Consider the following 24502-nt stretch of genomic DNA (forward strand, 5'->3'; position numbering starts at 1 on the left):
ACCCGCCTCCATCTGGGTGAAAAGCTTCGTTACGCCAAATGAACTTGTTGTACTCAGCTTCGGAAATTAAAGCTTCGTTAGCACGGTAGTGACCCCAGCGGGCGGTGGGGTAAATAACACCCGCAGCATAATAACCGATTTGCTCCGCGCTTCATCCCTCCGGTGGATTATGCGGACAGCCGGAAAGACGGCGCTCAAAATTAACGATATGAGGAAAAAATAATGAATGAAGAACTGCTTGAAGCCGCAAAACCATTAATGCGCTGGCTGGCAGAAAATGAGCATCCGCACAAACAGGTGGTCGTGACAAGTACTCGCGCTGAACTGCTGGAAAGCCAGGCAGTAACGGAGACGGAAGAGTTTCTGAAAGACTGAAGCATTACAGAGCCTGTTCGCGGAGTGGGCTCGATAATGCTGAAGGAATAAACAAAACCGGTATCGGCTTCCCGCCGCGCACCCTGCGCATGGTCGATATCGGTTTTTATCACTGGAGTAATTGCGGACATAACCAATGAGCAAACCGGAAGACAGCGGCCTCGAGCGCGATTACTGTGCCGGGCTGCTTTCCCTCCGGGAAATGGCTGAAAGATACGGCATCAGTGAAGGGGCGATAAGAAAGCGCGCTAAAAAGAACAACTGGGTACGCGGTAAGAAACCGGGTACGCAAAAAGGTGCGCAGGTACGCAAATCAGGTACGCAAAAACAGGAAATGCGTACCGCGCTGGAACCGGAAATTTTGGAATGCGAGAGTCAGCCGGATACGGAAGATAACGTGCCGGGTGAAGATGAGGAAAACATCACGCTTCCTCCTGAATTATCGTGTATTTCTCCGCAGCAGTTAATTTTTGCCGAGCATATTGCGAGAGGAAAAACTCGGGTCGAAGCTTATCGCCTGGCGGGGTATACCTGTGACGGTGCCACCGCGTATGCAGCCGCGAGTCGGTTGTATAGAAATGTTAAGGTTTCCCGAGCGATTCGATATTTTCGGGATAAATACCAGCGCCGTTACACCGCAGAGATTGATGAGATAGTTCATCAACTGGTTTCAATCGCCCGCGCCGATCCCAATGACTTGTCACAGCACCGCAGGGTTAACTGCCGCTACTGCTGGGGCGAGCATCATCTTTATCAGTGGCGAGATATTGCCGAGTTTGACAAGGCATCAGCCGCTGCCGCAAAGGATGGCAGAAAAGAGCCTGAATACGGCGGTCTCGGATTTGTAGACACGGCAGACCCCAACCCGGATTGTCCTAAGTGCTGCGGCGAGGGTATCGGGCAAGTTTTTATTCCTGACACACGGGATCTGGATAACGATGCCCGCTGGTTATATGCCGGGGTGAAAGAAACGAAATTCGGTATTGAGGTGCAATCCTCAAGCCAGGAATCCGCTCGTCGCGAGCTGGCGAGGCTGCTGGCGTCCTTTAATACTTCATCCCGGAAAAATGAACTCGCTGAGAAGTTGATAGAGCTGGAGATCCGCAAACGCACTGCCGAGGCTGAACGGCTTGAACAGGAGAACGCTGAGAAGCGGGCGCCCGGGAAAGCAGGGGAGGCTCCGACGATTGTTATTAACCTGGTAAATTCTCCCGATGCCGAATGAATACACAATAGAGTTTCTTCCGTTCCATGCCGGGCAGAAGAAAATTTATCGGTCAAAGGCAAAGAGGAAAGTTATCCGTGCTGGTCGCCGATTTGGCAAAACTACGATGCTGGAGCAGGCTGGTGGTAACTGGGCGGCGAAGCAAATGCGGGTTGGCTGGTTTGCGCCGTCATACAAAATCCTCCTTCCTTCATTTAAAGCCATCCGTGATCTGTTAAAGCCAATAACAACCAGTTCAAGCAAAACAGACGCGATTATCGAAACCGTAGGTGGTGGTCTGGTTGAGTTCTGGACCCTGGATAACCCCGATGCTGGTCGTTCCCGTAAATATCACAAAGTCATCATTGATGAGGGCAGCCTGGTTAAAAAGGGGATGCGTGATATATGGGAGCAAGCCATAGAGCCTACTCTGCTGGACTTTGATGGCGATGCCGTGATGGCCGGCACACCAAAGGGGGTAGACGACGAGAATTTTTTCTACCTTGCCTGCAACGATAAATCTATGGGGTGGGAGGAACACCACGCGCCTACGGCAGCTAACCCCACCATTAACCCTGCGGCACTGGCGAGGATTATTGATGGCCGCCCGCCGCTGGTGGTTCAGCAGGAATACAACGCAGAATTCGTTGACTGGCGCGGCCAGAACTTCTTCAAGCTGGACTGGCTGCTGGAGAATGGCGAGGCGGTTGATTATCCGTTTGCGTGTGACACGGTTTATGGCGTGGTTGACTGTGCCCAGAAGGGGGATCTGCATAATGATGGTTCGGCCTGCGTCTGGTTTGCGCTGGACACGCTGCCATCGCCGCACCTGGTGATTCTGGATTGGGAAATCATTCAGATCGACGGTTATTTCCTGAAAGATATTGTGCCGCAGTGGGTGGGGCGAGCTAAGCATTTGAGCGAAATATGTCGTGCGCGTATGGGTACTACAGGCCTTTTTATTGAAGACAAGGCCACCGGTATCACGCTGTTACAGCAGGGCGCTAATGAGGGCTGGAACGTTCACCCCATTGACAGTGAGTTAACCGCGCTACCGAAGGAATCCCGCGCCATCAACATCTCTGGTTATGTAGCCTCGGGGAAAGTTCGTATTTCTAAATATGCTTTTGACAAGATCGTCGAATACAAGCAATCGAAGAAAAACCATTTTTTGACGCAGGTTTTGCAATTCATCATTGGTGAAGAAAACCAGGACGACGATTTGTTTGACTGTTTCAACTACGGCGTTGCGCTTGGTCTCGGCAACGGAGAGGGGTTCTGATGCAGGACGAAAACATATGCTTTGGTAGCGATACTGGTGAACTGAGTAAGATTCTTGAAGGTGGAAGCATTGAGCCAGGCGCACAGGCGGGTTATGAGCTCTGTAAGCTGATTTACTTATTTCATCCTCTGGGCGGAAAGATGGTTGATCGGCCGATAAAGCTGGCGATGTCTGAACCTCGGGTTGTACATGTCACGCGGGGGCCGGAAAAGCGTTTGCGTGAAGCGTTTGAGCGTGAATGGGCTGCCATAAAAGCGGATCGGATTATTGCCAATGTCGCGCGTCTGGCGCGAATTTACGGCACCGGCGCTGTAGTAATGCTGATTGATGGCGAGCCGACAAATGAAGCCGCTGAATTCGACACGCTGTATAAAAAATCCATCACGTTTAACGTGCTTGATCCTCTGAATACCGCTGGCTCAATCGTGCTTAACCAGGACCCGAATGCCGAGAATTTCCAGAAGGTGGATAGCGTCACGGCAGCCGGGAAACCATACCATCACAGCCGCTGTTGCGTGCTGATGAACGAGGAGCCTATTTATCTAGCCTATACGCCATCGGCGTTTGGTTTCGGTGGCCGTAGCGTTTATCAGCGTGCGCTGTATCCCCTGAAGTCATTCATTCAGTCGATGCGGGCTGATGACATGGTGACGATTAAAGCGGGGCTGCTGGTGGCTTTCATCAAGCAGGCAAGCTCTATCGTCAATAACATGATGCAGAAAATGTCCGGCATTAAACGATGGATGCTGAAACGTGGTGGAAACGGTGATGTGTTGCAGGTAGGTGAGAGCGATAAAATCGAGTCGCTGGATATGCAGAACCTCGAAAAGCCGCTCGATACGGCCCGCAATCATATTCTGGCAAACATCGCCACAGCCGCGGATATGCCCGCGATTCTGCTTAACAGTGAGACGTTTACACGGGGGTTTGGCGAGGGTACAGAAGACGCCAAAGCCGTTGCACAGTACATCGACGATGTTCGCAAGGATTTACAGCCGCTTTATGACTTCTTTGTGCGTATCGTTCAGTATCGGGCGTGGTCACCAGAATTTTATGATGCCCTTAAAAATGATATTCCCGAGTATCAAAGCATCTCATGGGGGGCGGCGTTCAGTGCCTGGGTGAACAATTTCGATTATGTCTGGCCTTCATCTCTGAAAGAGCCCGAAAGCGAAAAAGTCAAAGTCGATGAAATCCGGTTTAAGGCTATCACTGAGATGCTAAACGTGCTGTTGCCGCAACTGGCCAAAGATACGGAGAACAGAGCGACGCTGATCAAGTGGGGCTGCGAGAATGCCAACATGAACGAACACCTGTTCGCCAACCGCCTGGAACTGGATTACGACTTGCTTGAAAAAAATCCTCCAGATATTACGACGCCGGGAGAGGGAGATATTAATGAATTCCTTCCTGAAAGAGCTGCGTGATGCGATTAAATTTTTTCTGGAGTACGGATACAGCAGTGAAGAAAGCCTCATTATGTGGACTGAGCGTCTGCGTAATGCCACGGAAGAAAAAATTGGTGGTGACGATTTCTATAAATATGTGAGCCGTCGATTAACGGCTGCGTACGATCTGGAAGTCGGTCGTGAGCGGGCGCTAAAGCGGCATCCAGGCATCAGTCGTTTTACACTGAATTATGTTGAACCGAAACTTCGCGCTGAGCTGGACCGACGCATTATGGCGTCTGCTGACCTGATAAAACTGAATCGTACCCGTGCAGTTGAAAAGACTATTCAACGTTTCACTGGCTGGGCAACCAGCATCCCTCCCATCACATCAATCACTCCTGGCTTATCCGATTCATCGCGCTCCGGGGTGGTCGCTACAAGCCAGCAGATTGCTAAATCGGCGCGTCAGATTGATTTTGAGCAGCGGCGGGTGATGGTGGATCAGACTCATAAGCTGATTGCCAACATTGATAACATCATTGCGACTGACGGCGGGGCAATTGCTGCTGTATGGCACAGCCACTGGCGACAGCCTCATTACGATTATCGCGAACCGCATAAGAAACGTGACCAGAAAACGTATGCCATCCGTGGTAACTGGGCGTTAAAAAAAGGGTTCATGAAGTCAGGGGCGGCGGGTTATCTGGATGAAATAACGCAGCCTGGCGAAGAGGTCTTCTGTCGTTGTTATCTGACATATATCTACAACGTTCGCAGCCTTCCCGAGGACATGAAAACTGATAAATGGCGGAAATTTGTCGCAGAAAATAACGCGGTCGGTCGTCGTTCAGAAAATTTTGAGGGCATCAAAAACGGAGGATAAGTGGAAACCTACGCTGCCGGGATCCTGTTCAAATCTGACGGGAAAATATTTCTGGTTAAGCGTGGGGATGATGGTTCATGGGCGGTGCCTGGCGGAAAACTCGAAGCAGGGGAAACCCCGGAAGCCGCAGCAAGGCGGGAAGTGCTGGAAGAGTGTGGCTTTGATTACGGTAAACCGTTAACGCCTTACAGCCTGATTAACGGTTATGTGACCTATATTGCCGATGATGTGGAACAGTTTGAGGCTGTGCTGAATGATGAAAATCAGGCCTGTGGCTGGTTTTCCATGGATGCGCTGCCCGAACCTTTGCATGAGGGAATGACGGCCGCACTTGATGCAGCACCGCTTAACGAAACGGAGGTCGCCGGTCTGATCTCAGGCGGGCAACTCACATCCCCGCAGTTTTTCAGAAATATGTATCTATGGGCGCTGCGTATCACCGGAACCGGTGTTACCTGGCGATCTAAATTCAGGCAATTCGCCTATCGTTCCCCCGAAAATTATCTCACGGATGAATTTCTCACCCGGTGCTCTGGTCTGCCTGTTATCTGGTGGCATCCGGAAAAAAATATGCTGGATAGTGAGGAATATGCCGCGAGAACAATCGGTGCGATAGCCTTCGCCTGGATTCAGGACGATGAGGTTTGGGGCATAGCCCGCATCTACGACGCTGATGCCGCTGAGAACTTGTTAACGCGGCAACTGAGTACATCCCCCACGGTGAAGGGCGGCGATGACATGTTGATCAACGTCGATGGTGAGCCGTTGCTGCTGGAGGGAGCGCCGGAGTTACTGGATCACCTGGCTATTTGTGAGCAGGGGGTTTGGGACAAGCTGGAAGCCCCGACAGGGGTTAAATCAGACACACTTTTGAACGAGGTCCAGAAAATGGATGAAGAAAAAGTATTAGCACTCATTAACCAGGCGCTGGACGCTCGCGAAGCCCGCGCAAAAGAAGAGGCTGAGGCAAAAGAGCTCGCTGATGATGAAGCAAAAGCGCCAGCAGAAAAAGAGAAAGCTGATGCCGAGCTTCGCAGGGAAGAGGAAGAAAAAGCCGAGATGGAGGCAACAGAACTCGTTGATGCTGAAGCGGATGAAAAGGCGAAAGCGGATGCTGAACTGGAAAAAATTCGCGCAGACATGGAGGACATGAAAAGTCGTATTCCCCAGGAAATCAGCGATGAGGAGCGTAATGAAATTGCCGATACGCAATGTAAAGCCGACAGCGTTTTCGCGTCCTTCGGTGAACGAGCGCCACAACCAATGGCCGGGGAGCGAGCACTTCCGTACCGTCGCCGTATTATGACGCGCCTCCAGAAATACTCACCGGATTACAAAGAGGTTGATCTGCACTCCATTTCGGACAGTCAACTTCTGAGTATTGCGGAAAAACAGATATATGCCGATGCGCAGGCATCAGCGGCATCCAGCCTTGAGCCAGGCGCCGGATTACGAGAAGTCATTCGTACTGATGCGACCGGACGCCGTATCAGTACGTTTATTGGCGACCCATCAGCAGCGTGGGCACCTTTCCAGGGTGTCAGTCGCAAAGTCGCTGGCATTAAACAGTAATCAACCGGAGAAGTATAAACATGACGAGTGCATTGTCAGTTAATCCAATGCAGACCACTAATGCGCGTGGTTCTTTTTACGCGAAATCTGATGGTCTTATCCAGGGCGTGGCGCTGGACGATCCGGCCGCACGTTATGCACTGGCATCCGGTACGCTTGCCAGTGACGAAGTTAAACCTCTGTGGGGCGGTCTGGCGATTAATGAACTGGTTCCGGGGGCGTCTTCTGCGCCGCGTGGCTCCATTATTAAGCGTGCCAATACGCTATCCCAACTGGTGGGGTTCTCTGTGTTCAACCAGGCGCATAACGGCCTGACGACGCCGCAGTCACCCGTTCCTATTTTTCTGAGCAACATGAGCGTGTCTTTTTATCGACTTGGCTCAGGTATGCGTATCCCGGTGAAAGCATCCGATGCCGTGATCGCGCTCGCCAGCGCAGGAATTTCCGTCAATCAGCCGTTGGTATGGAATTTCGCGGACGATTGCCTGGATGTGTTCAGCACGGTAGCTACAGAGATTTCAACGACTGCTGTGACCTGGACTGCACCAACGGCTAATGCTGATGGGTTCGCCACCGCGACGATGGCCAGCGCTCATGGGTTGAAAGCAGGCGCTTATGTGGTGATTTCTGGTGTGGCTCCGGCTGCTTATAACGGCATTGTGCAGGTGTTGAGCGTGCCATCGGCCACATCCTTCACGTTCTTCCCGGTTTCGGTGCCGACCGGCGATGCGACCACTCAGGGAACGGTGGGTGTGGCAAATGTGAAAGATGTCGCGCTTCCGGTAAAAATCATCGAAATGCAGATGGGGAACAGTAAAACCGTGTCTTATGACAGTGATACGGGGTTTGCTACCTGGAACGACAGCGGAAACGCTGCGGTAATTCTGCTGTAATCAGGAGAAGCTAAGAGATGCCAGCTATTACACCCGCATATCAAATCGTAAATCCTTCATACATCATGCCGGAAATGATCCTGTCATATCAGCAGGCCTCCGGCGCGTTTTCAGTAATGGCGAGTGGTAATCCTCTGGTTCGCCTGTCTGATGGCGATCAGTACGTTTACATGAAGCGCCTGGATATCCGTACTCAGGTCACGTCGAGCCAGTCTGGTAACGCCAACCAGTTACCGTCAGTGGCGCTTGAAGCGCGAATGGTCAGCACGCCGACATATATGTTTCGAGCTCGCGCCATTTACGATCATCACGACCTGGCAGCGGCAGGTAACTGGGGTATTGCATTGCCTGAAGCACAGCGACTGGGTACACGACAGGCAATTTTCCAGCAACTGCGAAACGCGCTGCTTTACGGCATGAATCCGGCTGGTGGTGAAGGGGTACTAAACACTAACGGCGCAACAACCATTAGCCTGCCGGCAGACAGTCACGGTAACACCACCGTGCTTTCCTACGATCATGGCGAAATGGCGGTGTTCCTGCTCGCGCAGATTCAGGCTATTCGCACCCGCACAATGCAGATGGGGCGAGCATCACGCATGGTGATTCTCGGTCCTCAGCGCACGCTGGGCACCATGGAAATGCAGCAGATTGTTCAGCTCACCAGTTATCAGCGTCCGGGTGGGGGTTCTGCATCAGTTACCGGCACCGTTGATGGCGTTGCAGGTGATGCTGATTGCGCGATTGAGTGGGGTTATGACGATACCCTTATCGGCGCTGGTGCCAACGGTACAGACGCGATCATCATTGCTATGCCGGAAGTTGAACGCCCCGAGGTGAATGCGAAAATCAATACCAACGAATTCGCCAAACTGAGTCCGTCGCTTGAAGCCACTTCGCTGATGCTTTGCGATATGGCCGCGCCGCGAGAAATCCCGACGCCAATTGCGGGCGGGGCGATTGATGTGCTTTCTGAACTGCGATCCACGTCTGGATGGGTGCTTCGCCCGGAAGCGCTGACCATCATTTCGATGAAATACAGCGATTAATTTTTTCTCGCTGCACTCCCTGCGTGCCGGAAGGTATGCGGGGATTTTTTTACCCAGGAGTAAACATGAAACTGTTCATCGCGAATACCACCAAACAGCGTCACGATTTTGCATATCGCCAGCCGGAAACGGGGCGACTTATCTATCACCCGATTAATGCTGGCTCTCAGGTCGTTGTTATGGACGGAAGCCGTGCAGAGATTGATCTCATTATTCAGCAGCACAGTAATTACGGCCTGATTGATTCGGCAAAAATTGACCAGAACCGCGTTTATATCGGCCTGTGTTACAGCATTGATAAGCCTGTCGCGTCGAAAGTCATCGAAAAAGCCATGCGGGATAACGATGAACATCTTAATCGTGCTGCGCATGATCGCCGTCAGGCTTCTGCACTTGCAACCAGCAATGCCCTGGCAGAGCAGGAAAGCGGTTATCTCGGTGATCTGGAAGTCAGTGCCGAACAGCGTCTGAATGCCACGGATGACCGTGACGAAACGCAGTTTATTGATGAAACACTGGCTGTAAAGTCCGGGACCAAAAAGAAAAAGTAAGCGAGGTGCGTCATGCCTGATCTGGCCGGATTCATCCTTTTTATCCGCAATATAGTGAAGGTGGATGCGTATACGCTACCTGATGACGACCCGGCCATAAATCTTGCCTGGACAATGTCGCAGGACTGGGTAAACAGGCAAATTGCCTGTATCAGTCCGGCGCTCTATTCCCAGGCTGTTTATAACCTGGGGGCATCTTTCCTTCTTAATTTTGGCCCAGAAAATGTATTTGGCCCGCTGCGTGAAAAAATGGGCATCAATAACTTCACCGCTGGTGTTATCAGCGCTTCCTCTGATGAAACAACCAGTCAGACTAGGGTGGTCAGTGATGCGCTGAAAAACCTTTCGCTGGCTGATCTGCAACAACTCAAAGACCCCTGGGGTCGCTGGTATCTGGCAATTGCACAGCAATACGGTGATCTGTGGGGGCTGACAACGTGAAACTGCACCTTGGGGTTATTGATATCCCATATGAAAGCGAAAGCACCACCACGGGTGATGTGGCTGAATTTCTGGAGCAGAAATACCGGATTATGCAGACATTCTTTGATCGCCACGGAGAAGAGATTGCCCGGATGATGAGTGATGACATTGCGGCATCACTCGAAAATATGCTGGCGGGAGCACCGCCAGCCTCTGATCCGTTTGCTGAGTCCATGTCTCGGGTACATGACCTGTTTATGGCTTTCCTTGATAACTCTGAAATGAACGGTATGCCAGGCGTACCAACGCGCAGAGCGCTGGAAGGTATTTCGAAACGCTTCAGGGACGGGAAAGGGCCGCGACCGCGGCCTTCATTCGTGGATACAGGAACCTATCAGGCCGCAATGCGATCCTGGGTAAGCGGGGTGTTAAATGCCTTCCATCAATGAGCTGGCTCGGGCCAAAACAGAGCTGAATGCATCATTAACGCAGGGGCTGGATGATATCAGCCGTTCTGCGTCGGTAAAATTCACGAAATATGTTCGTAAGGTGCTTCCGCTGGATGGTTTCGTGTTCTGGGTAAAGGCCTCCATTGTGACAGATGACCCATGCCTGAAGCCTGAACCCGATACAAAACGAGTTAAGGGCTATCTGCATCTGACCACGGAATCTATTCAGGATGAGGAACAGCTTTACGATAAAAACGTAGTGACCTTTACGGCGCAGTCAGATATCGACCCGTTTAATGATATTGGCTCGGAGGTGCTTTATATCGGTGAGTTTTACGGGATTCGTTTTGCTTTTTCCCGGCGATCAGGGTTGAACGAGCCGGCCAATATCTACCATTACACCGGGAACGCGATTTACCCACACATGCTGTCTCAAATTATAGATTCGCCTGATGAGATAGATCTTGATGATGTGGTGGTGTCCAACTCTCTACCGATCTGGCTTTCCCTGAGTCAGTTCATGCCGATGTACCCTGCAAAGCTTTCATTACAGAATCTCTCGCCACCTTATGCCACGGTGAAATGCGGGGATCCTGAACCTGTCTCCGGGGCTTTTTATCTCGATGAAAACCAGAACCAGTATCAGCTGGTGGCAGAGGAAGTGACGATATACGTCACCGGCCTGCGAAATGCGGCCGCAGAGGATTTCCTGCGTTATGTCCAGGAATACACGCTGAGCGATACAGCAGAGATGGGGGTAATGAATGTTCCTGTGATTAAGGATGACCGCGTTACGCAAAATGAACTCAATGTTATGGCGATGCGGAAAATCATCAGGTTCAAGGTGAATTATTACCAGCAGCGGATGAGGAACGTTGCTCGCAAGCTGATCACGTCTGCAATTCCGTCCATTCACGTGGAGAATTAATATAATGGCAATTGTTAATATTAATGTTTCGGTGACTACGCCGCCGAAACCATCCCAGTTATTGAAATCGGGCGCACTGGTATCAACAGGCGCAACCACACTAGCGGCAGGCAGTTATCAGTTACTGACATCAAAAAATGACCTGCAGGACATTCTGGCAGCGGATAAGCAAATCGCATCTGCCTCATGGGCAAGTAATACCGTAACAGTGACGCTGGCAGAAGCGCATGGCTGGAATAACGGCGATCAAATCCCTGTGGTGATTTCTGGTGTAACACCAGAGGCTTATAACGGGGCATATGTTGCCACTATAACGAGCGATACGGCTTTTACCTATGTGTTAAACAGTGATCCGGGTACGGCCACGGTAATGGGTTCTGTTACTGCTGTTTCCTCAATCGAGCTTCAGCAGATGAACACTACCTATTGGGCCCAGGGGAGCAACCGGGCGGTTTACGTGCTGGAGCTTGGTGAGCTGGGGGCTAAGTCTGCCGTCGCGGCACTCAGCGCATTCATTGACAGTGATGTGGCGCTTGGGAATACCTACCAGAAGTTTTTCTCGTATCTGGTCCCGCGCGAATGGGATACCGAGCCGACTTTTAAAACCCTCGCAAGCAACTACACATCGCCGGGGGCGCTGGTTAAATTTTTTGTGACAACCACGATTACGTCCTATCAGGGGTGGGCCTCTGGTGCATACCCGAACGTTTTTGCAGGTGTAGAGGCACCCTCCATTGGCGCGACGGAGTTTTCTATGGCTGCGCCGTTTCAGTCGTCACTCGCTAATGATCCGGGCTCATCAAACATGGTTCCGCCGATGGCGTATCGTTTCATGTATGGCGTCACGGAATACCCGCCAGCGGGTAACGGCACGTTGCTGAAAACGCTCCAGGATAACAACATCAACTATATCGGGACGGCGGCAGAGGGTGGACTGAGCAACAAAATGTTGGTGGCTGGCCACATGCTGGATGGGATGCCATTTAACTACTGGTATTCCGTTGCGTGGTGCGCGATCAACCTTGAGTTGGATCTGGCGAATGAAATCATTAACGGCTCTAACACCAATATCAGCCCACTTTATTACGACCAGCAAGGTATCGGTCGCCTCCAGCGTCGCGCGCTGAAAACCCTTCGTTCGGGGATCAGCTACGGGTTGATACTCGGTCAGGTGGTTGATACGCAACTGCCACAGGAAGCGTTTAATGAAGCCTTTGATAAAGGTACATACGCCGGGAATGCCGTGATTAATGCGGTTCCATTTACCAGCTATACCAGCCTGAATCAGTCTGATTATGCGGATGGTAAATATAACGGTCTGAGTGCAGTTGTAACCCCGCGCCGTGGTTTTGAGTCCATCACCTTTAATCTCAACGTAACTAACTTTGTAGGGGCGTAATCAATGCCAAATCCACTAGTGCCTCAGGGCTTTCTTAACCGCGTGAGGGGCGCGGTAACAGTAACGGATATTCCTGAATTGAATGTCACTGCATCATTTCTGGGCAAGGATGCCATCAGCATGCGGCCAGATACGGCGGCAACGGACATTATCCCGACGTTAACAGGCACGGTAGGAAGCCAGGCGCCATATCAGCAGGTTACTGTCACCGTTCATTTATTGCGAACGCAAGCGCTGGCAGCCAGTTATCAAAACCGTTTCGCCACCGATACCTCGCTGGGCGAAGTTGTGATCACGCCTGATGCGAACACATTCGGGAATTACACCATTCTGAATGCCTATCTGGTGAATTTTAATGAACTGCCGATCACTGGCATGGATGCGGGATATGTCGTGACGATTTCCGGCTATCTGACGACTAATGACAAAATGTGGGATTAATTACCGTGAAAATTGACCGAAAACTTAACTTTGTCAGTACCGTTACACGGGAAGATGGTTCGATGGTTTATATTCACGTTGTGCCATTCCCTTACGAAGTTGTTGAAGAAAACTGCGTGATGCTCGGCAACTTATTTAATAACTTTTTTTCCCTGGTGGGATCGGTCGGTGCGCCGCGTGTTGCGGCCATGATGCTTCGTAAAACCATCAAAGCGCGACAGGACGCTGGCGATATTCAGATGGGTTCCCCCACTATTGTTGATGAGATACAGCGGCTTACGACCGTTATCTGGAATGATAACGGAGTATGGAAAACGACCACGCTCAATGATGCATTCAGGCAGGGCATTCTCACCGAAGATGAATACAGGGAAGTGGAAGGTGAAGTCGTTTTTTTTATGGTGAGCTCTGCCATTCAGAAAGCCAATCTGATTGCTCCGACAGTGGGGCGTGCTCTCGATATGTACAGTGGGCAACTCGTGTCATTGAGTGCTATGGCGTATCGCGATTCTTTACTGACGTCGAAAACGGCTATCAATACCCCGAGCCAGGAAGCCCCGCAGGAACAATCACACATACCCTCCTGACCTGGGCCTCATGTGAAGGGTTCAGCCACCTCTGCCGGGAACTGGATTGTGGTGATTACAAAAGCCCGCTTCATTTCCGGCAGCGGTTTATTCTTGAGGAAATAAGGCGCAGGGGATATTTCAATGGCAGCTAAATCCATTGTTGAAATTGATGTTCAGGACGAAAAGTTTCAGTCGTTTCTTGAGAAATTCAATGAATATCAGAAAGCGCTTGGCGAGCTACCCGAACAGTGGCGAGGTGCCGTTCACGGCCTTGGTGAAACCGTAAAGGAGACTGAGCGGGTTCGTGATGGCACCGAAGCCATTACAGAAGCCTTTCATAACGGTGTTGCTGCCATAGCGTCGGTAAATGACGGGCTGGACAGGTTAAACACTAACCTGGAAAAAGCCACGAAGATCCAGTCTGAATTTAATAAAAAATCCAGTGGTGCACGTGGTTTTCTCAGCAAGGCGAGCAAGGATGCGAAAACGCTGGCCGGGCATATTAAAAGCGCCACCGCGAGCTTACTGTCGTGGGGGACAGTATTAGGAGTTTTTTCCGGGCTGGCGGGTGCTGGAGGCTTGTGGGGGCTTAACCGCTTAGCCGGAAATGCTTCTGCGCAACGGTTTTCTGCGCTTGGTCTGGGGACGACTGCCGGAGGCCTGAATGCCAGTGCCGTTAATTTTCAGAAAGCACTGGGTAACCCCATCAGTACGCTTGGAGCGATTCGGGATGCGCAACTGGATCTCAGTAAGCGCTGGCAATTTCAGGCGATGGGTATTGCTAACCCTGATCAGGATCCGGCTGAATTGCTGCCGCAGATGATACGCAGTGCCAGAGATATCTTTGTGCGCAACGGAAGCACACAGCAGGGCGCTGAGGCTTACGGCCTAACGAATTACTTCACTCTGGATGATTTGAATCGCTTTAAGAATATGAGCGATGCTGAAATCGATGCCATGGCAAAGCAAGCGCAGAAAGACACGCAGCGCTTACAATTGACGGATCAGCAGTTGCGTCAGTGGCAGGATTTCAATATTCAACTGGACCGCAGTAAAGCGAGTATAGGTAATACCTTTATCCGTGGCCTGGCGCCGCTGGCACCAGGGCTGAATAAATTGTCTGATGCTTTTTCCAGCGCTATTGATACGATTCTCAAATCGCCGGAGTTAGGTAAATGGATTGACAGGGTTTCTGAAGGAATACAGCGTTTTGGTAACTATCTCGCTTCGCCTGAATTCAGCAAAGACGTTGAGGCGTTTATGTCGGGCGTGGGAAGGCTGGCTCGCATTATTGGTAAGGTTATTGGCTGGATAGCGGGAAAAACCAGCCTGTCGGTTGATGATGTTAAATCAGGCTCATCAATCCTCAGTAATGAGCCTGTCGTTGATAAATCGTCGGGACAAAGTTACATCCCTGGAAGTGAAAGTGATCCGCGAGTGTGGGGATGGCTGAAATCAGCCAAGCGCGTTTCAGGCGTAACACCATCGGCTTACGATGAATATTTTGAGGAGGCTGCAAGAAAATATAACCTTGATCCGAAACTACTGAAGTCGGTAGCTGGCGCAGAATCCTCATGGAATCCCAACGCGGTTGGCCCTAAAACGCCGCAAGGCCGGGCACAGGGATTGATGCAGGTAATGCCAATGAATTTCCTTCCCGGCGAAAATCCTTTCGATCCCCGTGACAACATTATGGCCGGTGCCAGGGTGATGGCGTGGGCGAAAAGCAAAGCAGGTGATGATGTCGAAGAAATGCTGCGCTGGTACAACGGCGGTAAAAACCGGGGCAGCCGGGAAAACCGCGAATATCCCGGCCGCGTTCGGGAAAAATACATTGCCATGTACGGTGCAGAAATGCCGGGAATCAGCAGAACGCCAATGGCTTTGCCATCAGTACAGCAGAACACCGGAAAAACTGATCAGTTATTGCAGCAGATTCTCGACAATCAGAAGCGGTCGAGTACACAAGGCGTGGTCGTTTATAACAACACGGGAGGCAATGCAGTGGTATCCAGTACGCAGCTTGGGGGATTCGGCTAATGGCATTTACTCGCGAGCTCTACAAACTCGGCTTTGAGATATCGCCCGTTATTCTCTGTGGTGGCGTCGCTCAGAGCATTCCAGGTGGTATGTTACCCGTTGTCGCACTGACTCAGAGCGCCAGCTTTGTTACCGGGTTACTCGGTGGCGCAATGGAGCTTACCGACCTGGATAAATATTTTTGCCACTGGAGGGTCGCTCAGGGGGCAACACTGGTTGAATATGATATCGGTCGCTATCCCTTTGCCAACCAGGCTGTTGCCGCTAATGCGCTGCTTGCGCAGCCGCTGCGCGTACCGATGCTGATGGACGCTCCGGTAAATGATAATACCGGGGCGATGACAAAACTGGTTACGCTCAGCGCCTTACAGGCCGTGACTCAGGCTCATGCAAATTTAGGTGGAACGTATATCGTTGCCACGCCTGCGGTTATCTACAACAACTGCATTCTGAAGTCTGTTCGTGATGTGACTGGTTCGAATGAGCCTCTACCGCAGAGGCAGTGGTTGTGGGATTTTGAGCAACCATTGATTGCTGAAACCGGAGCGCAGCAGGCAATTAATAGCTACCTGAGCAAAATTGATAACGGCGACAAAGCGGTGGACACGTCATGGACGAATACCCTGTCTGCGCTGGGTAATGCGTCGATCGGCAGTAGTGTATCCGGTGCCATCATTGGCCTTATCGGGAAACTGAGCGGGGATTTTGGGCTATGAGCAAAACACTGTATCCCTTTTCCGGCAATGAACAAAAAAGCATGATCTTTACCCCGGTGCTGGATGGTGAAGTGTATAACTGCCAGATTAAGTGGAATATTGCATCACAACGCTGGTATCTGAATGTTATGGATAATTCCGGGAGTAGAATACTGACGGTTCCATTAATAGCATCACCTGTCGGCGTTGATTTCAATATGCTTATTGGTGTTTTTACATCGAAAATGATATGGCGTCAGTCATCAGGACAAATAGAGGTGATAACCTGATGAGATATTATGATATTCAGATTTTCTCCCCCCCTGATGAAATTGGAACCCCCGGAAAGTTATTTAAACAATATACCAGCCTGAAAAATGGTGTCTTTAATCCTGGCAATTTGATGATCGAGTTCGATATACAGCGGTTCGGTGAATCAACGCCAAAAGGTCAAAGCACTATAACTATCTGGGGGATTAGCCAGCAGGAAATGCAGCAGGCCAGACAAAACATGTTTGGTATGTCAATCCGCATGTGGGCAGGCATGTCGAAAGGCTTACCACTGGCAAAACCCGAACAGGCAGGGCTGGTGCTGGAAGGGACCATCTGGCAGGTGTTAGGCAACTGGCAGGGAACAGAACTACGACTGGATCTTATCGTTACTGCTGGCCCCGTTCCTGCAATACAGCCTGCACCTCTTGCTCCTGTTAATTTAACACTGCCCTGGAATAAAGGCGTAAAACTTTCTGTTGCGCTGACGCAGTGTTTTCAGAATATGGGAGGGTATGATTTTTCTATAAGCATCAGCGACAGGTTGGTTAATAATTATGACAGCGGAATGTTTTGTGGAAGTCTTACCGAACTGGCGCAGCGATTAAAAACGTTGAGTAAAAATATCATCAAAGATAAAAATTACTCTGGCGTGGAAATGACGATGGTTAATGGAAAAGTTATTCGTGTGTTTGATAATGATTTTTCCTGTCATTCAGACAAAGATTCACATAAAAGCGCTGCACACAGAAGTCAAAACCCAAAACAGATTGCATTTACGGATTTAATCGGACAACCAACCTGGATACAGTTTGGAACGATCTCTGTTCCCTGTGTCATGCGCAGTGATATCCAGGTGGGTGATTACATTCGTATGCCGCCAAAACTACGCCCAATGATCCAGGCCTCATCTTATTCTCAGTTTCGGGATGATACAGCGTTTAATGGTGATTTTCTGGTTTCCTCTGTGCGTTTGATTGGGAACAGCCGACAACCGGACGCTAACAGTTGGGTAACGGTTATTGAAGCACATCCAGCCTCGGGTATCGGGATATGAGCTTAAACAAAAAGTTGAATTTTGGCGGCAACATGAACAACTTTGCTGACCAAAAAATTTCATGTGCCATGCAGATGGCCGGCAAGGTGCTTCCTGCTTCGGTAGTTGAACGTTCCGGCCATATGATCACGGTGTCATTTTTGTTGAGGGATATTCCCTACACGTTGCCCCAGGTGACAATTCCACTCTTTGGCCCTGAGTATATCCGTTACCCCATGAAGAAGGGGGATAAGGGCATCGTTATCCCGGCTGATGCATACCTTGGTGGGGTAAGTGGTTTGGGCGGAGGGATAGCCGATCTGACTTCTCCGGCAAATTTAAGCGCTCTGGTATTTCTTCCCACAAGCAATACGGAGTGGGAGAACGTTGATTACAACGTGCTAACGCTATATGGCCCTGAAGGGGTCACGTTACGTGATGCCGGCAGCAATACAACCTTTCTTCTTACGCCAGAGAGCATCACCATCGCCACACCAACGCAATTCAGGGTGACGGTCGGAGGAACGGTGCTGACGCTTACAGAGGGTATGTGGTCTCTCACCGGACAGAGTGGAAAAATCCAAGATAATACCGCCAGCACCAGCCCGCAGATAATGCACCAGGGATGGCAGAAACTCGTTCAGTGGCTGAATTCGCATCAGCACTCGAATGGCAATAACGGAAATAACACCGGGGGGCCAACGACACAATTTGACGGGAGCATTACTGAATGAGGACTTATGGTCGAGATAAAGACGGGAAATGGGTTACCGTTACCACTGACGAAAATGGCTTCAATGATTCGGTATACCTCACCACTCTGATACAAAACCTGAAGCTTGCGCCTCAGGAATCTCCTTTTTTTGCAAATCACGGTATACCAGCTAACGGATCGGTAATTCAGCAGATTCTGCCGACTTTCTATGTGAACCAGCTACAGCAGCAGTTCAGCCAATATTTTTCATCACTCCAGATAGCGCTCATTGATGTTGAACCACCGGTTTATAACATTTCTGTGATCACGAACTCAGGCTCAAAAATAGTCACACAGGTATATGTATGAGTGATTTACCCGTTTATTACACAATTTCTGGCCCCGTTCCACAAACGACAGACTCACTCCGGCAGCAGGTCATTGATACCGCAACTGCGCTGACTCCAGGCATTACCACCGATCTGCCTGGATCATTGATAGAAGATATGGTGAGCACCAGCGTCGGGGCGCTGGTTGTGTGTGACCAGGCCAGAGTTGATCTGATTAATTCCTGTAGCCCATATACGGCGAACGTACATCTGCTGACACAACTTGGTGAGATGTATGGTATTCCCAGGGGAACGGGTACAAACACCTCTGTCTATACGGTATTTATCGGGCCGCCCGGTTTCAGTATCCCGAAAGGTTTCATTGTGGGAGACGGGACATATCAGTATACCGTTCAGCGTGATACCGTTATCCCGGAATCAGGACAGACGGAGCCCGTTTATTGTCTTGCCACTACGGAAGGCACATGGGCTGTTCCTGCAGGGAGTGTTACACAGATAAAAACCTCTGTTCCTGCGCAATTTGATGTTACATGCACCAATTTGACAGCGGGGTTACCCGGTGCTCAGGAGCAGAGCCTGGCATCGTACCGGGCCCAGGTGTGGCAGGCGGGGATGTTCGGCGTACAGGGAACGCCGGATTGTGTACAGGCCACGCTTCAAAAAGTAGATGGTGTTCAAAAAAATCTTATTTCGTTTCGGCAAGCATCGCTCGGGAAATGGGTTGTCGTAGTGGGTGGTGGCGATCCTTATGAAGTAGCGTATGCGATTTATAAATCAGTGCCAGATATTTCCATTTTGACAAATGACGTTCAGAACCCATCAAGTGCGCCAGTTGAAAAAAAGACGGTTCCAGTGACGGTATACCCTGACACTTATCAGATACCATTTGTTGTACCATCTTCACAGAATGTTACTGTTATCATCACATGGAATTCGGCATCAACAAGCTATGTTGATCCCAGCGCCATACAAAATGCCTCGCAACAAAATGTTGCTGATTATATCAATGGACTTTCTGTTGGCGAGCCGATTAATATTTTTCAGGTGCAGGATATTTTTATGAACTCGGTTTCAAGCCTGCTTCCTGCATCTCTTATTTCAATGATTCAGGTAGTGGTCGGTATAAATGGTGTAATTGTTACTCCAGAAACTAACTCAACTTTAATTTATGGTGATACATACGCCTATTTCTCAACATCTGCATCTCAAATTCAGGTGAAGCAATATGGCAGCGCTAGTTGATAAAATAATACCATCATATCCCTATACTCAGTATAACGCCGACCCCAATATAACAGCATTCTTTGATGGATTTAATCAGTTGGCACAGGAACAGCTTGATTATCTTAATTCGTTAAATCTTCCTTGCTGGACATCTCCAGCCATAGTGGGGGATTTACTTGACTGGATTGCGTTGGGGATTTATGGCGTTGTGAGGCCTGAACTTCAGATTTCAGAGGAGGCGTTTGCTCGCGGGGTGTATAACACCATTGAGTACAATGCAATTACATATGCAGGTATGAAAAGTTATACTCCAGGCTCAGCTTCATATGTGCCGGATGATTATTTTAAAAGAATATTGACATGGGATTTTTACAAGGGTGATGGTTCTCATTTTTGCATTGACTGGTTAAAACGGCGACTTGCAAGATTTATACATGGCGCAAATGGAATAGATCCACCCTTGGAAAACACATTTGATGTAAGCGTGATTCCAGTAAATGGTATTTTTAATATCACTATTCCTGATTATGGTAATGGTGTGGGGCATTTCCTGAAAGATGCTATTGACCAATCTCTTGTCAAACTTCCATTTATATATACTTATTCTGTAACGGTGGTTGAGCGATGATACTCGGATTTGGAAACAACGTCATATCTTCCCTTGCTGCTGATATTACCGCGCAGCAGACAACCATTCAGGTTATGCCAGGCGCGGGAACCCAGTTTGCAAAGCTGCTAACTTATGATTATGCCAATGCGTCAAATGTCCAGAAAGTTTATTCAAAAATCACATTAACTGACGCCAAAGAAACTGTATTCGAAATTTGCCATTTAACTGCCGTGAGTGGGGATATGCTTACGGTTATCAGGGGGCAGGAGGGAACAACGGCAAGGGGATGGTCCCTGAACGATGTGGTCGCGAACTTCGCTACACGTGGCTCTGAAAATCAGTTTGTGCAGATTGAACAACTCCAGAGCGGCCATTACACCTCATGCGTGGTCGGCGGAACGGCGAATGCGCTGACTGTTGAGCTGCCAGCCACATTTTTTGTTAATGGGGCAACGGACTGGCAATTACGCGCTCCGCTGGTATTATTCCCCGTGGCGAATAATACCGGACCTGCCACGATTCAACTTACGCTTGGTGGCAGGGTTGTGGGTACATTCCCTCTACGCAAAGGTAATAATGGCGAGCTGTCCGCAGGTGATATTATTCAGGGATGTCCATTACTCTGTTTGCTCGACAACTCTAAATCATGTTTTTATGTGTTTAACCCTCGTGATATTTACATGGGGGATAAGTATTTACAGAAAGACATGAATGGCTCTGATATTCCCGATAAGAAAATTTTCATAAAGAATATTGGTTTAGATGAAACGGTTGATAAAGTTACCAGAGCTATCCTTAATCTCGGAATGATCGGTGATGTAAACCTTAACACCCTTACAGGAGCAAAATACGGTCGTTATTATCAGAATTATTCGGCTAAGGCTACGGCGTCAAATAACTATCCGGTTGCAGCGGCCGGAGCGCTGGATGTTATTCAGAATGGCGCGGAAAACGAAGAGGGTTGTACACAGGAATACTTCCCTTACAACTCTAATGTATGTTATCGACGCTACTACATACCAAGCCGCAGGACATGGTCTTCATGGGAATATGACCTGACGAGCGCGGGCGGCGTCATCAAAGGGGCCGTAGAAATTACCGGAGATGCGCGATCAGTGACGATTAAGCCTAAAACGGCTAACGGCGGTTACTATTTCTTTGGTCGTAAGGCAGACAATACCAACCATTTTTATCTCGGGCAGGGATCCGCCAATTCGGACAACGTTACATGGGGTAACTATCTCACCAATTCCTCTATTTCCCTGGTTTCTGGTGGTGTTGCGGTCTCGGGAGCAATAACCCCCTCTGACTATAGAAACTTTGATGCCCGCTATATTCAGAATTTACGTGTCGGGGCTGTCGGCAGCTTTGTAGTTGCTAAAAATACATGGCGTGAAGCGCCTGTCGGGGCATTCATGACGGGGTGGTATACTGAAGGGAGTGAGCCCGGTGGTGACACCGTTCGTTATCGGCCTTTGCAAGTTTATATCAATGGCGCATGGAGAACCATTTCATCATGAAATTCACGAATTTTAAATTATATCATCCAGAAAACATTGATGCCCCTGAGCTGAATATTGCATACCTTGTCAGCGACGAAGGGAACGACTGGTACGAAAGCCAGAGCTTATTTTCAGGGGAAACGTTGAAGATTGCTTTTGACGAAAAAGGAATTATAAGGAGTTGTAGTGAAGATGTTTCGTTGCTATGGCCAGTTGGCCTCTCTGTAACAGAAATTGATAAAAACACGGTGCCTGATGGTTTTGATATAAGTGGCAAATGGATTTTTAATGGCACAAAAATTGCGCCCTACGAACTCAGTGCCGATGAATTAATTGTAGAAGCTAAAAATAAAAAAGAACGCCTTTTGCGTGAGGCCCTGGAAATCATCACTCCGCTTCAGGACGCGGTTGAACTCGATATGGCGACCGAAACCGAAATTGCTGACCTGGCGGCCTGGCGAAGATATCGCGTGTTGCTCAACCGCGTAAATCCTTCTGATGCGCCGGATATTGACTGGCCAGCCAGACCCATCGTTTAACCTCTTTATTTCATGCCTGCCTGTGGCGGGAATTTTGTCCGGGATTAACTCATGTCAGTACTCATTTCAGGAAAGCTCGTTAACGGGGCTGGCGAGGCTATGGCTGGCTGCCATATCATCCTTAAAGCTCGCGTGAACACCTCAGAAGTCATTATGCGTACTACCGCTGATGTTATTGCGGGAGAGAATGGGGAATATGCATTTAATGCACAAATTGGAAGATATTGTGTGTATCTCCGCCGATGCTGGTGCGAGGACGAATATTGCGTCGGTGATATTCTTGTTGATGAGGATTCAAAACCCGGCACGCTGAACGATTTTCTTATCGCGCCGGGTGAGAGCGATTTAAAACCCGATGTTGTAAAGCGGTTTGAAGAACTACTCGCGGCCACGCAGGCCAGTGCCGCAGAGGCGGCAGGAAGTGCCAGCAGCGCCGGGCAGAGTGCGAATGCGGCCACGTCGGCGCGAAACGACGCAGAGCAATCTGCTGCCGCTGCGCAGCAGAGCGCCCGGTCATCAGCCGGTAACGCTACTGAGGCGGCAAACAGCGCCGCCAGCGCCGCAGGTAGCGCAACTGCGGCGGCAGCCTCGGCGACAGCCGCAGCGCAGGCAAAAAGCGATATCGATGCGGAGATGGCAGACGCGCTGAAGGCGGTGACGTCCTCCCGCTCCGACGCGTTACAGGCCGCAGAAGAGGCTCGCCGCTCCTCAGGCTCAGCTTTAGTGGCGGCAGGCAACGCTCAGCAATCTGCGGAGGATGCCCTGCGTTCCGGCAATCAGGCAGCGGCTCAGGCCAGTCGGGCAAAACAGAGCGCTGACAATGCGGCTGTGAGTGAGGCATCGGCGCTGGCCAGCCAGAATGCAGCAGAACAAAGCGCACAGGCCTCACGGGGATACCGTGACAGTGCCCAACAAATTGTTAACGGCCTGAATGACACAAATGCTTCCCTGACAGAAAAGGGACTGGTGCAGTTAAGCAGTGCCACAGACAGCGAAAGCGAATCACTGGCGGCCACCCCCAAAGCTGTCAGGGCTGTGATGGATGCGGTTCAGACAAAAGCCCCACTGGAAAGTCCTGCACTGAGCGGCACGCCCACCACTCCAACTCCACCTGACGGCGCTACAGGGAATGAGATAGCAAACGCTGCGTTTGTACGAACTCTTATTTCGGCACTGGTTGGCTCTTCACCGGAGGCGCTGGACACGCTGAATGAACTGGCGGCAGCGCTGGGTAATGACCCGAACTTTGCAACGACAGTGACGAAGGCGCTCGCGGGTAAGCAGCCGTTAAGTGATGTGCTGTCGTCCTTATCCGGACTGGCATCCTCGCCGGACAAACTGCCCTATTTCAGTGACAGAAACGTGATGGCGCTGGCTAATTTAACTGCGACGGGCCGCGAACTCATCATGCAAAACTCGCGCAGCGACGTACTGTCATACCTCGGTGTAAAAAGTGCGGGCACAAAAGATGTGCAGCAGGATATTTACGACCGTACAGAAGGGCGGGTGGCGCTTCCCGGCGCATTTGGTTATGGACATGCGTTTTCAGCAGCGGAAAAAGTGCTTTTAAGCATGGACCAGGAAGTTTTTATCCAGTGGGTTAAAAATTCTGGCCCTGGTCGCTACGCCGTGGAAGCCCCCGCGTTCTTCATTACCACAGAGGCAGTATCCGGAGAAATTGAAATAATATCTCCTTCTCCTACGGAGTGGATTCTGTATTTCCGGAACGGGGTCTATTTTAAAAAATGTCACATAACAGACAACGGCAATGCGCTCATCCCCCTCTGGGAAGATGTTGCAGACAAGATAAGTGCCCTGTATTCAACAACCGGAAACAGTTACGGTAGCCCGGGAGTCGGCGGCCTGATGCTGGCAGCTTATTGCGGGGAGAGCGATGAGGATACCCAACGGAAACTGTGGCGCGGCCGGATGGTCAGTGGGTCCAGACTGTCTCCTGTCACCCTTACCGGCGGGTACAACAGCGCAGGCCCGTGGGTATCCACTCCTCAGATTACTGTTATGTCACCAGTTAAAAACCCGCAGGTCGGGGCATTCATTGCATTATCAGGCTCAGATTCAAGCACGGTAAGCAAAGCCAGCAGTCTGATAGGTCTGTTTATGCGAGTGGCATGA

At 50.2% G+C, this 24502-nt stretch carries 26 protein-coding genes; all 26 read left to right on the top strand.

Annotated elements, in window-relative coordinates; translation table 11 throughout:
* Nucleotides 1-222: 222 nt before the first annotated feature.
* The 26 genes from AACV31_RS08565 (at nucleotide 223) to AACV31_RS08690 (ending at nucleotide 24502) form a co-directional block, all read left to right on the top strand.
* Nucleotides 223-375, top strand: a complete 153-nt coding sequence (locus tag AACV31_RS08565; RefSeq protein ID WP_165153618.1) for a hypothetical protein — start codon at nucleotides 223-225, stop codon at nucleotides 373-375.
* Nucleotides 376-511: 136 nt separating this feature from the next.
* The gene (locus AACV31_RS08570; RefSeq protein WP_165153620.1) at nucleotides 512-1600 is read left to right on the top strand and encodes a terminase small subunit; all 1089 of its coding nucleotides are present in this window, start codon (nucleotides 512-514) and stop codon (nucleotides 1598-1600) included.
* Nucleotides 1590-2861, top strand: a complete 1272-nt coding sequence (locus AACV31_RS08575; RefSeq protein ID WP_165153622.1) for a hypothetical protein — start codon at nucleotides 1590-1592, stop codon at nucleotides 2859-2861. Before AACV31_RS08570 ends, AACV31_RS08575 begins: the two co-directional genes overlap by 11 nt.
* Nucleotides 2861-4288 carry an anti-CBASS protein Acb1 family protein gene (locus tag AACV31_RS08580; RefSeq protein ID WP_165153624.1) on the top strand — a complete coding sequence of 476 codons (1428 nt, stop codon included), beginning with the start codon at nucleotides 2861-2863 and terminating at the stop codon, nucleotides 4286-4288. The genes AACV31_RS08575 and AACV31_RS08580 overlap by 1 nt, the downstream gene beginning before the upstream one ends.
* Nucleotides 4260-5135 carry a hypothetical protein gene (locus tag AACV31_RS08585; RefSeq protein ID WP_165153626.1) on the top strand — a complete coding sequence of 292 codons (876 nt, stop codon included), beginning with the start codon at nucleotides 4260-4262 and terminating at the stop codon, nucleotides 5133-5135. The genes AACV31_RS08580 and AACV31_RS08585 overlap by 29 nt, the downstream gene beginning before the upstream one ends.
* Nucleotides 5136-6707: an NUDIX hydrolase gene (locus AACV31_RS08590; RefSeq protein ID WP_165153628.1), complete on the top strand. Its 1572-nt coding sequence runs from the start codon at nucleotides 5136-5138 to the stop codon at nucleotides 6705-6707. It begins immediately after the preceding gene.
* A gap of 20 nt (nucleotides 6708-6727) precedes the next feature.
* Complete coding sequence (locus AACV31_RS08595; RefSeq protein ID WP_165153630.1) at nucleotides 6728-7600, top strand: hypothetical protein; 873 nt, start codon at nucleotides 6728-6730, stop codon at nucleotides 7598-7600.
* A 17-nt stretch (nucleotides 7601-7617) separates the two neighbouring features.
* Nucleotides 7618-8649 carry a major capsid family protein gene (locus AACV31_RS08600; protein WP_165153632.1) on the top strand — a complete coding sequence of 344 codons (1032 nt, stop codon included), beginning with the start codon at nucleotides 7618-7620 and terminating at the stop codon, nucleotides 8647-8649.
* A 65-nt stretch (nucleotides 8650-8714) separates the two neighbouring features.
* Nucleotides 8715-9200 carry a hypothetical protein gene (locus AACV31_RS08605; protein WP_165153634.1) on the top strand — a complete coding sequence of 162 codons (486 nt, stop codon included), beginning with the start codon at nucleotides 8715-8717 and terminating at the stop codon, nucleotides 9198-9200.
* A gap of 12 nt (nucleotides 9201-9212) precedes the next feature.
* The gene (locus AACV31_RS08610) at nucleotides 9213-9641 is read left to right on the top strand and encodes a hypothetical protein (RefSeq protein WP_165153636.1); all 429 of its coding nucleotides are present in this window, start codon (nucleotides 9213-9215) and stop codon (nucleotides 9639-9641) included.
* Nucleotides 9638-10072, top strand: a complete 435-nt coding sequence (locus tag AACV31_RS08615; RefSeq protein ID WP_165153638.1) for a hypothetical protein — start codon at nucleotides 9638-9640, stop codon at nucleotides 10070-10072. Before AACV31_RS08610 ends, AACV31_RS08615 begins: the two co-directional genes overlap by 4 nt.
* Entirely contained in the window at nucleotides 10056-11000 is a 945-nt protein-coding gene (locus AACV31_RS08620) for a hypothetical protein (RefSeq protein WP_165153640.1), read from the top strand. The genes AACV31_RS08615 and AACV31_RS08620 overlap by 17 nt, the downstream gene beginning before the upstream one ends.
* A gap of 4 nt (nucleotides 11001-11004) precedes the next feature.
* A complete protein-coding gene (locus AACV31_RS08625) occupies nucleotides 11005-12399 on the top strand; it encodes a hypothetical protein (RefSeq protein WP_165153642.1) in 1395 nt (464 codons plus the stop codon).
* Nucleotides 12400-12402: 3 nt separating this feature from the next.
* Nucleotides 12403-12840, top strand: a complete 438-nt coding sequence (locus AACV31_RS08630; protein WP_165153644.1) for a hypothetical protein — start codon at nucleotides 12403-12405, stop codon at nucleotides 12838-12840.
* Complete coding sequence (locus AACV31_RS08635) at nucleotides 12840-13427, top strand: hypothetical protein (protein WP_255491239.1); 588 nt, start codon at nucleotides 12840-12842, stop codon at nucleotides 13425-13427. The genes AACV31_RS08630 and AACV31_RS08635 overlap by 1 nt, the downstream gene beginning before the upstream one ends.
* A 123-nt stretch (nucleotides 13428-13550) precedes the next feature.
* Nucleotides 13551-15449: a lytic transglycosylase domain-containing protein gene (locus tag AACV31_RS08640; protein ID WP_165153646.1), complete on the top strand. Its 1899-nt coding sequence runs from the start codon at nucleotides 13551-13553 to the stop codon at nucleotides 15447-15449.
* Nucleotides 15449-16165 (top strand): hypothetical protein, encoded by a 717-nt coding sequence (locus AACV31_RS08645; protein WP_165153647.1) that lies wholly within the window; start codon nucleotides 15449-15451, stop codon nucleotides 16163-16165. The genes AACV31_RS08640 and AACV31_RS08645 overlap by 1 nt, the downstream gene beginning before the upstream one ends.
* Nucleotides 16162-16434: a phage baseplate plug family protein gene (locus AACV31_RS08650; RefSeq protein ID WP_165153648.1), complete on the top strand. Its 273-nt coding sequence runs from the start codon at nucleotides 16162-16164 to the stop codon at nucleotides 16432-16434. The genes AACV31_RS08645 and AACV31_RS08650 overlap by 4 nt, the downstream gene beginning before the upstream one ends.
* Complete coding sequence (locus AACV31_RS08655) at nucleotides 16434-17471, top strand: hypothetical protein (RefSeq protein ID WP_165153649.1); 1038 nt, start codon at nucleotides 16434-16436, stop codon at nucleotides 17469-17471. The genes AACV31_RS08650 and AACV31_RS08655 overlap by 1 nt, the downstream gene beginning before the upstream one ends.
* Entirely contained in the window at nucleotides 17468-18184 is a 717-nt protein-coding gene (locus AACV31_RS08660) for a hypothetical protein (protein ID WP_165153650.1), read from the top strand. The genes AACV31_RS08655 and AACV31_RS08660 overlap by 4 nt, the downstream gene beginning before the upstream one ends.
* Nucleotides 18181-18513, top strand: a complete 333-nt coding sequence (locus tag AACV31_RS08665) for a hypothetical protein (protein WP_165153651.1) — start codon at nucleotides 18181-18183, stop codon at nucleotides 18511-18513. Before AACV31_RS08660 ends, AACV31_RS08665 begins: the two co-directional genes overlap by 4 nt.
* Nucleotides 18510-19736, top strand: a complete 1227-nt coding sequence (locus tag AACV31_RS08670) for a baseplate J/gp47 family protein (RefSeq protein WP_165153652.1) — start codon at nucleotides 18510-18512, stop codon at nucleotides 19734-19736. Before AACV31_RS08665 ends, AACV31_RS08670 begins: the two co-directional genes overlap by 4 nt.
* Nucleotides 19720-20346, top strand: coding sequence for a hypothetical protein (locus tag AACV31_RS08675; protein ID WP_165153653.1), 627 nt, complete (start codon nucleotides 19720-19722; stop codon nucleotides 20344-20346). Before AACV31_RS08670 ends, AACV31_RS08675 begins: the two co-directional genes overlap by 17 nt.
* Nucleotides 20343-21848, top strand: a complete 1506-nt coding sequence (locus AACV31_RS08680) for a phage tail protein (protein WP_165153654.1) — start codon at nucleotides 20343-20345, stop codon at nucleotides 21846-21848. Before AACV31_RS08675 ends, AACV31_RS08680 begins: the two co-directional genes overlap by 4 nt.
* Nucleotides 21845-22369: a tail fiber assembly protein gene (locus AACV31_RS08685; RefSeq protein WP_165153656.1), complete on the top strand. Its 525-nt coding sequence runs from the start codon at nucleotides 21845-21847 to the stop codon at nucleotides 22367-22369. The genes AACV31_RS08680 and AACV31_RS08685 overlap by 4 nt, the downstream gene beginning before the upstream one ends.
* A 51-nt stretch (nucleotides 22370-22420) precedes the next feature.
* A complete protein-coding gene (locus tag AACV31_RS08690) occupies nucleotides 22421-24502 on the top strand; it encodes a prophage tail fiber N-terminal domain-containing protein (RefSeq protein WP_165153658.1) in 2082 nt (693 codons plus the stop codon).

Origin of the sequence: Cronobacter sp. EKM101R (assembly GCF_963888145.1) — a bacterium.
Taxonomy (GTDB): domain Bacteria; phylum Pseudomonadota; class Gammaproteobacteria; order Enterobacterales; family Enterobacteriaceae; genus Cronobacter; species Cronobacter turicensis.

Excerpts from the sequence above, each read along its gene's own strand:
- AACV31_RS08595 (WP_165153630.1), top strand. The coding sequence starts at position 6,728 with ATGACGAGTGCATTGTCAGTTAATCCAATGCAGACCACTAATGCGCGT.
- AACV31_RS08600 (WP_165153632.1), top strand. The coding sequence starts at position 7,618 with ATGCCAGCTATTACACCCGCATATCAAATCGTAAATCCTTCATACATC.
- AACV31_RS08620 (WP_165153640.1), top strand. The coding sequence starts at position 10,056 with ATGCCTTCCATCAATGAGCTGGCTCGGGCCAAAACAGAGCTGAATGCA.
- AACV31_RS08630 (WP_165153644.1), top strand. The coding sequence starts at position 12,403 with ATGCCAAATCCACTAGTGCCTCAGGGCTTTCTTAACCGCGTGAGGGGC.
- AACV31_RS08660 (WP_165153650.1), top strand. The coding sequence starts at position 17,468 with ATGAGCTTAAACAAAAAGTTGAATTTTGGCGGCAACATGAACAACTTT.
- AACV31_RS08570 (WP_165153620.1), top strand. The coding sequence starts at position 512 with ATGAGCAAACCGGAAGACAGCGGCCTCGAGCGCGATTACTGTGCCGGG.
- AACV31_RS08610 (WP_165153636.1), top strand. The coding sequence starts at position 9,213 with ATGCCTGATCTGGCCGGATTCATCCTTTTTATCCGCAATATAGTGAAG.
- AACV31_RS08670 (WP_165153652.1), top strand. The coding sequence starts at position 18,510 with ATGAGTGATTTACCCGTTTATTACACAATTTCTGGCCCCGTTCCACAA.
- AACV31_RS08575 (WP_165153622.1), top strand. The coding sequence starts at position 1,590 with ATGCCGAATGAATACACAATAGAGTTTCTTCCGTTCCATGCCGGGCAG.
- AACV31_RS08565 (WP_165153618.1), top strand. The coding sequence starts at position 223 with ATGAATGAAGAACTGCTTGAAGCCGCAAAACCATTAATGCGCTGGCTG.
- AACV31_RS08685 (WP_165153656.1), top strand. The coding sequence starts at position 21,845 with ATGAAATTCACGAATTTTAAATTATATCATCCAGAAAACATTGATGCC.
- AACV31_RS08605 (WP_165153634.1), top strand. The coding sequence starts at position 8,715 with ATGAAACTGTTCATCGCGAATACCACCAAACAGCGTCACGATTTTGCA.
- AACV31_RS08625 (WP_165153642.1), top strand. The coding sequence starts at position 11,005 with ATGGCAATTGTTAATATTAATGTTTCGGTGACTACGCCGCCGAAACCA.
- AACV31_RS08690 (WP_165153658.1), top strand. The coding sequence starts at position 22,421 with ATGTCAGTACTCATTTCAGGAAAGCTCGTTAACGGGGCTGGCGAGGCT.
- AACV31_RS08655 (WP_165153649.1), top strand. The coding sequence starts at position 16,434 with ATGAGATATTATGATATTCAGATTTTCTCCCCCCCTGATGAAATTGGA.
- AACV31_RS08645 (WP_165153647.1), top strand. The coding sequence starts at position 15,449 with ATGGCATTTACTCGCGAGCTCTACAAACTCGGCTTTGAGATATCGCCC.
- AACV31_RS08680 (WP_165153654.1), top strand. The coding sequence starts at position 20,343 with ATGATACTCGGATTTGGAAACAACGTCATATCTTCCCTTGCTGCTGAT.
- AACV31_RS08665 (WP_165153651.1), top strand. The coding sequence starts at position 18,181 with ATGAGGACTTATGGTCGAGATAAAGACGGGAAATGGGTTACCGTTACC.
- AACV31_RS08585 (WP_165153626.1), top strand. The coding sequence starts at position 4,260 with ATGAATTCCTTCCTGAAAGAGCTGCGTGATGCGATTAAATTTTTTCTG.
- AACV31_RS08640 (WP_165153646.1), top strand. The coding sequence starts at position 13,551 with ATGGCAGCTAAATCCATTGTTGAAATTGATGTTCAGGACGAAAAGTTT.
- AACV31_RS08650 (WP_165153648.1), top strand. The coding sequence starts at position 16,162 with ATGAGCAAAACACTGTATCCCTTTTCCGGCAATGAACAAAAAAGCATG.
- AACV31_RS08675 (WP_165153653.1), top strand. The coding sequence starts at position 19,720 with ATGGCAGCGCTAGTTGATAAAATAATACCATCATATCCCTATACTCAG.
- AACV31_RS08580 (WP_165153624.1), top strand. The coding sequence starts at position 2,861 with ATGCAGGACGAAAACATATGCTTTGGTAGCGATACTGGTGAACTGAGT.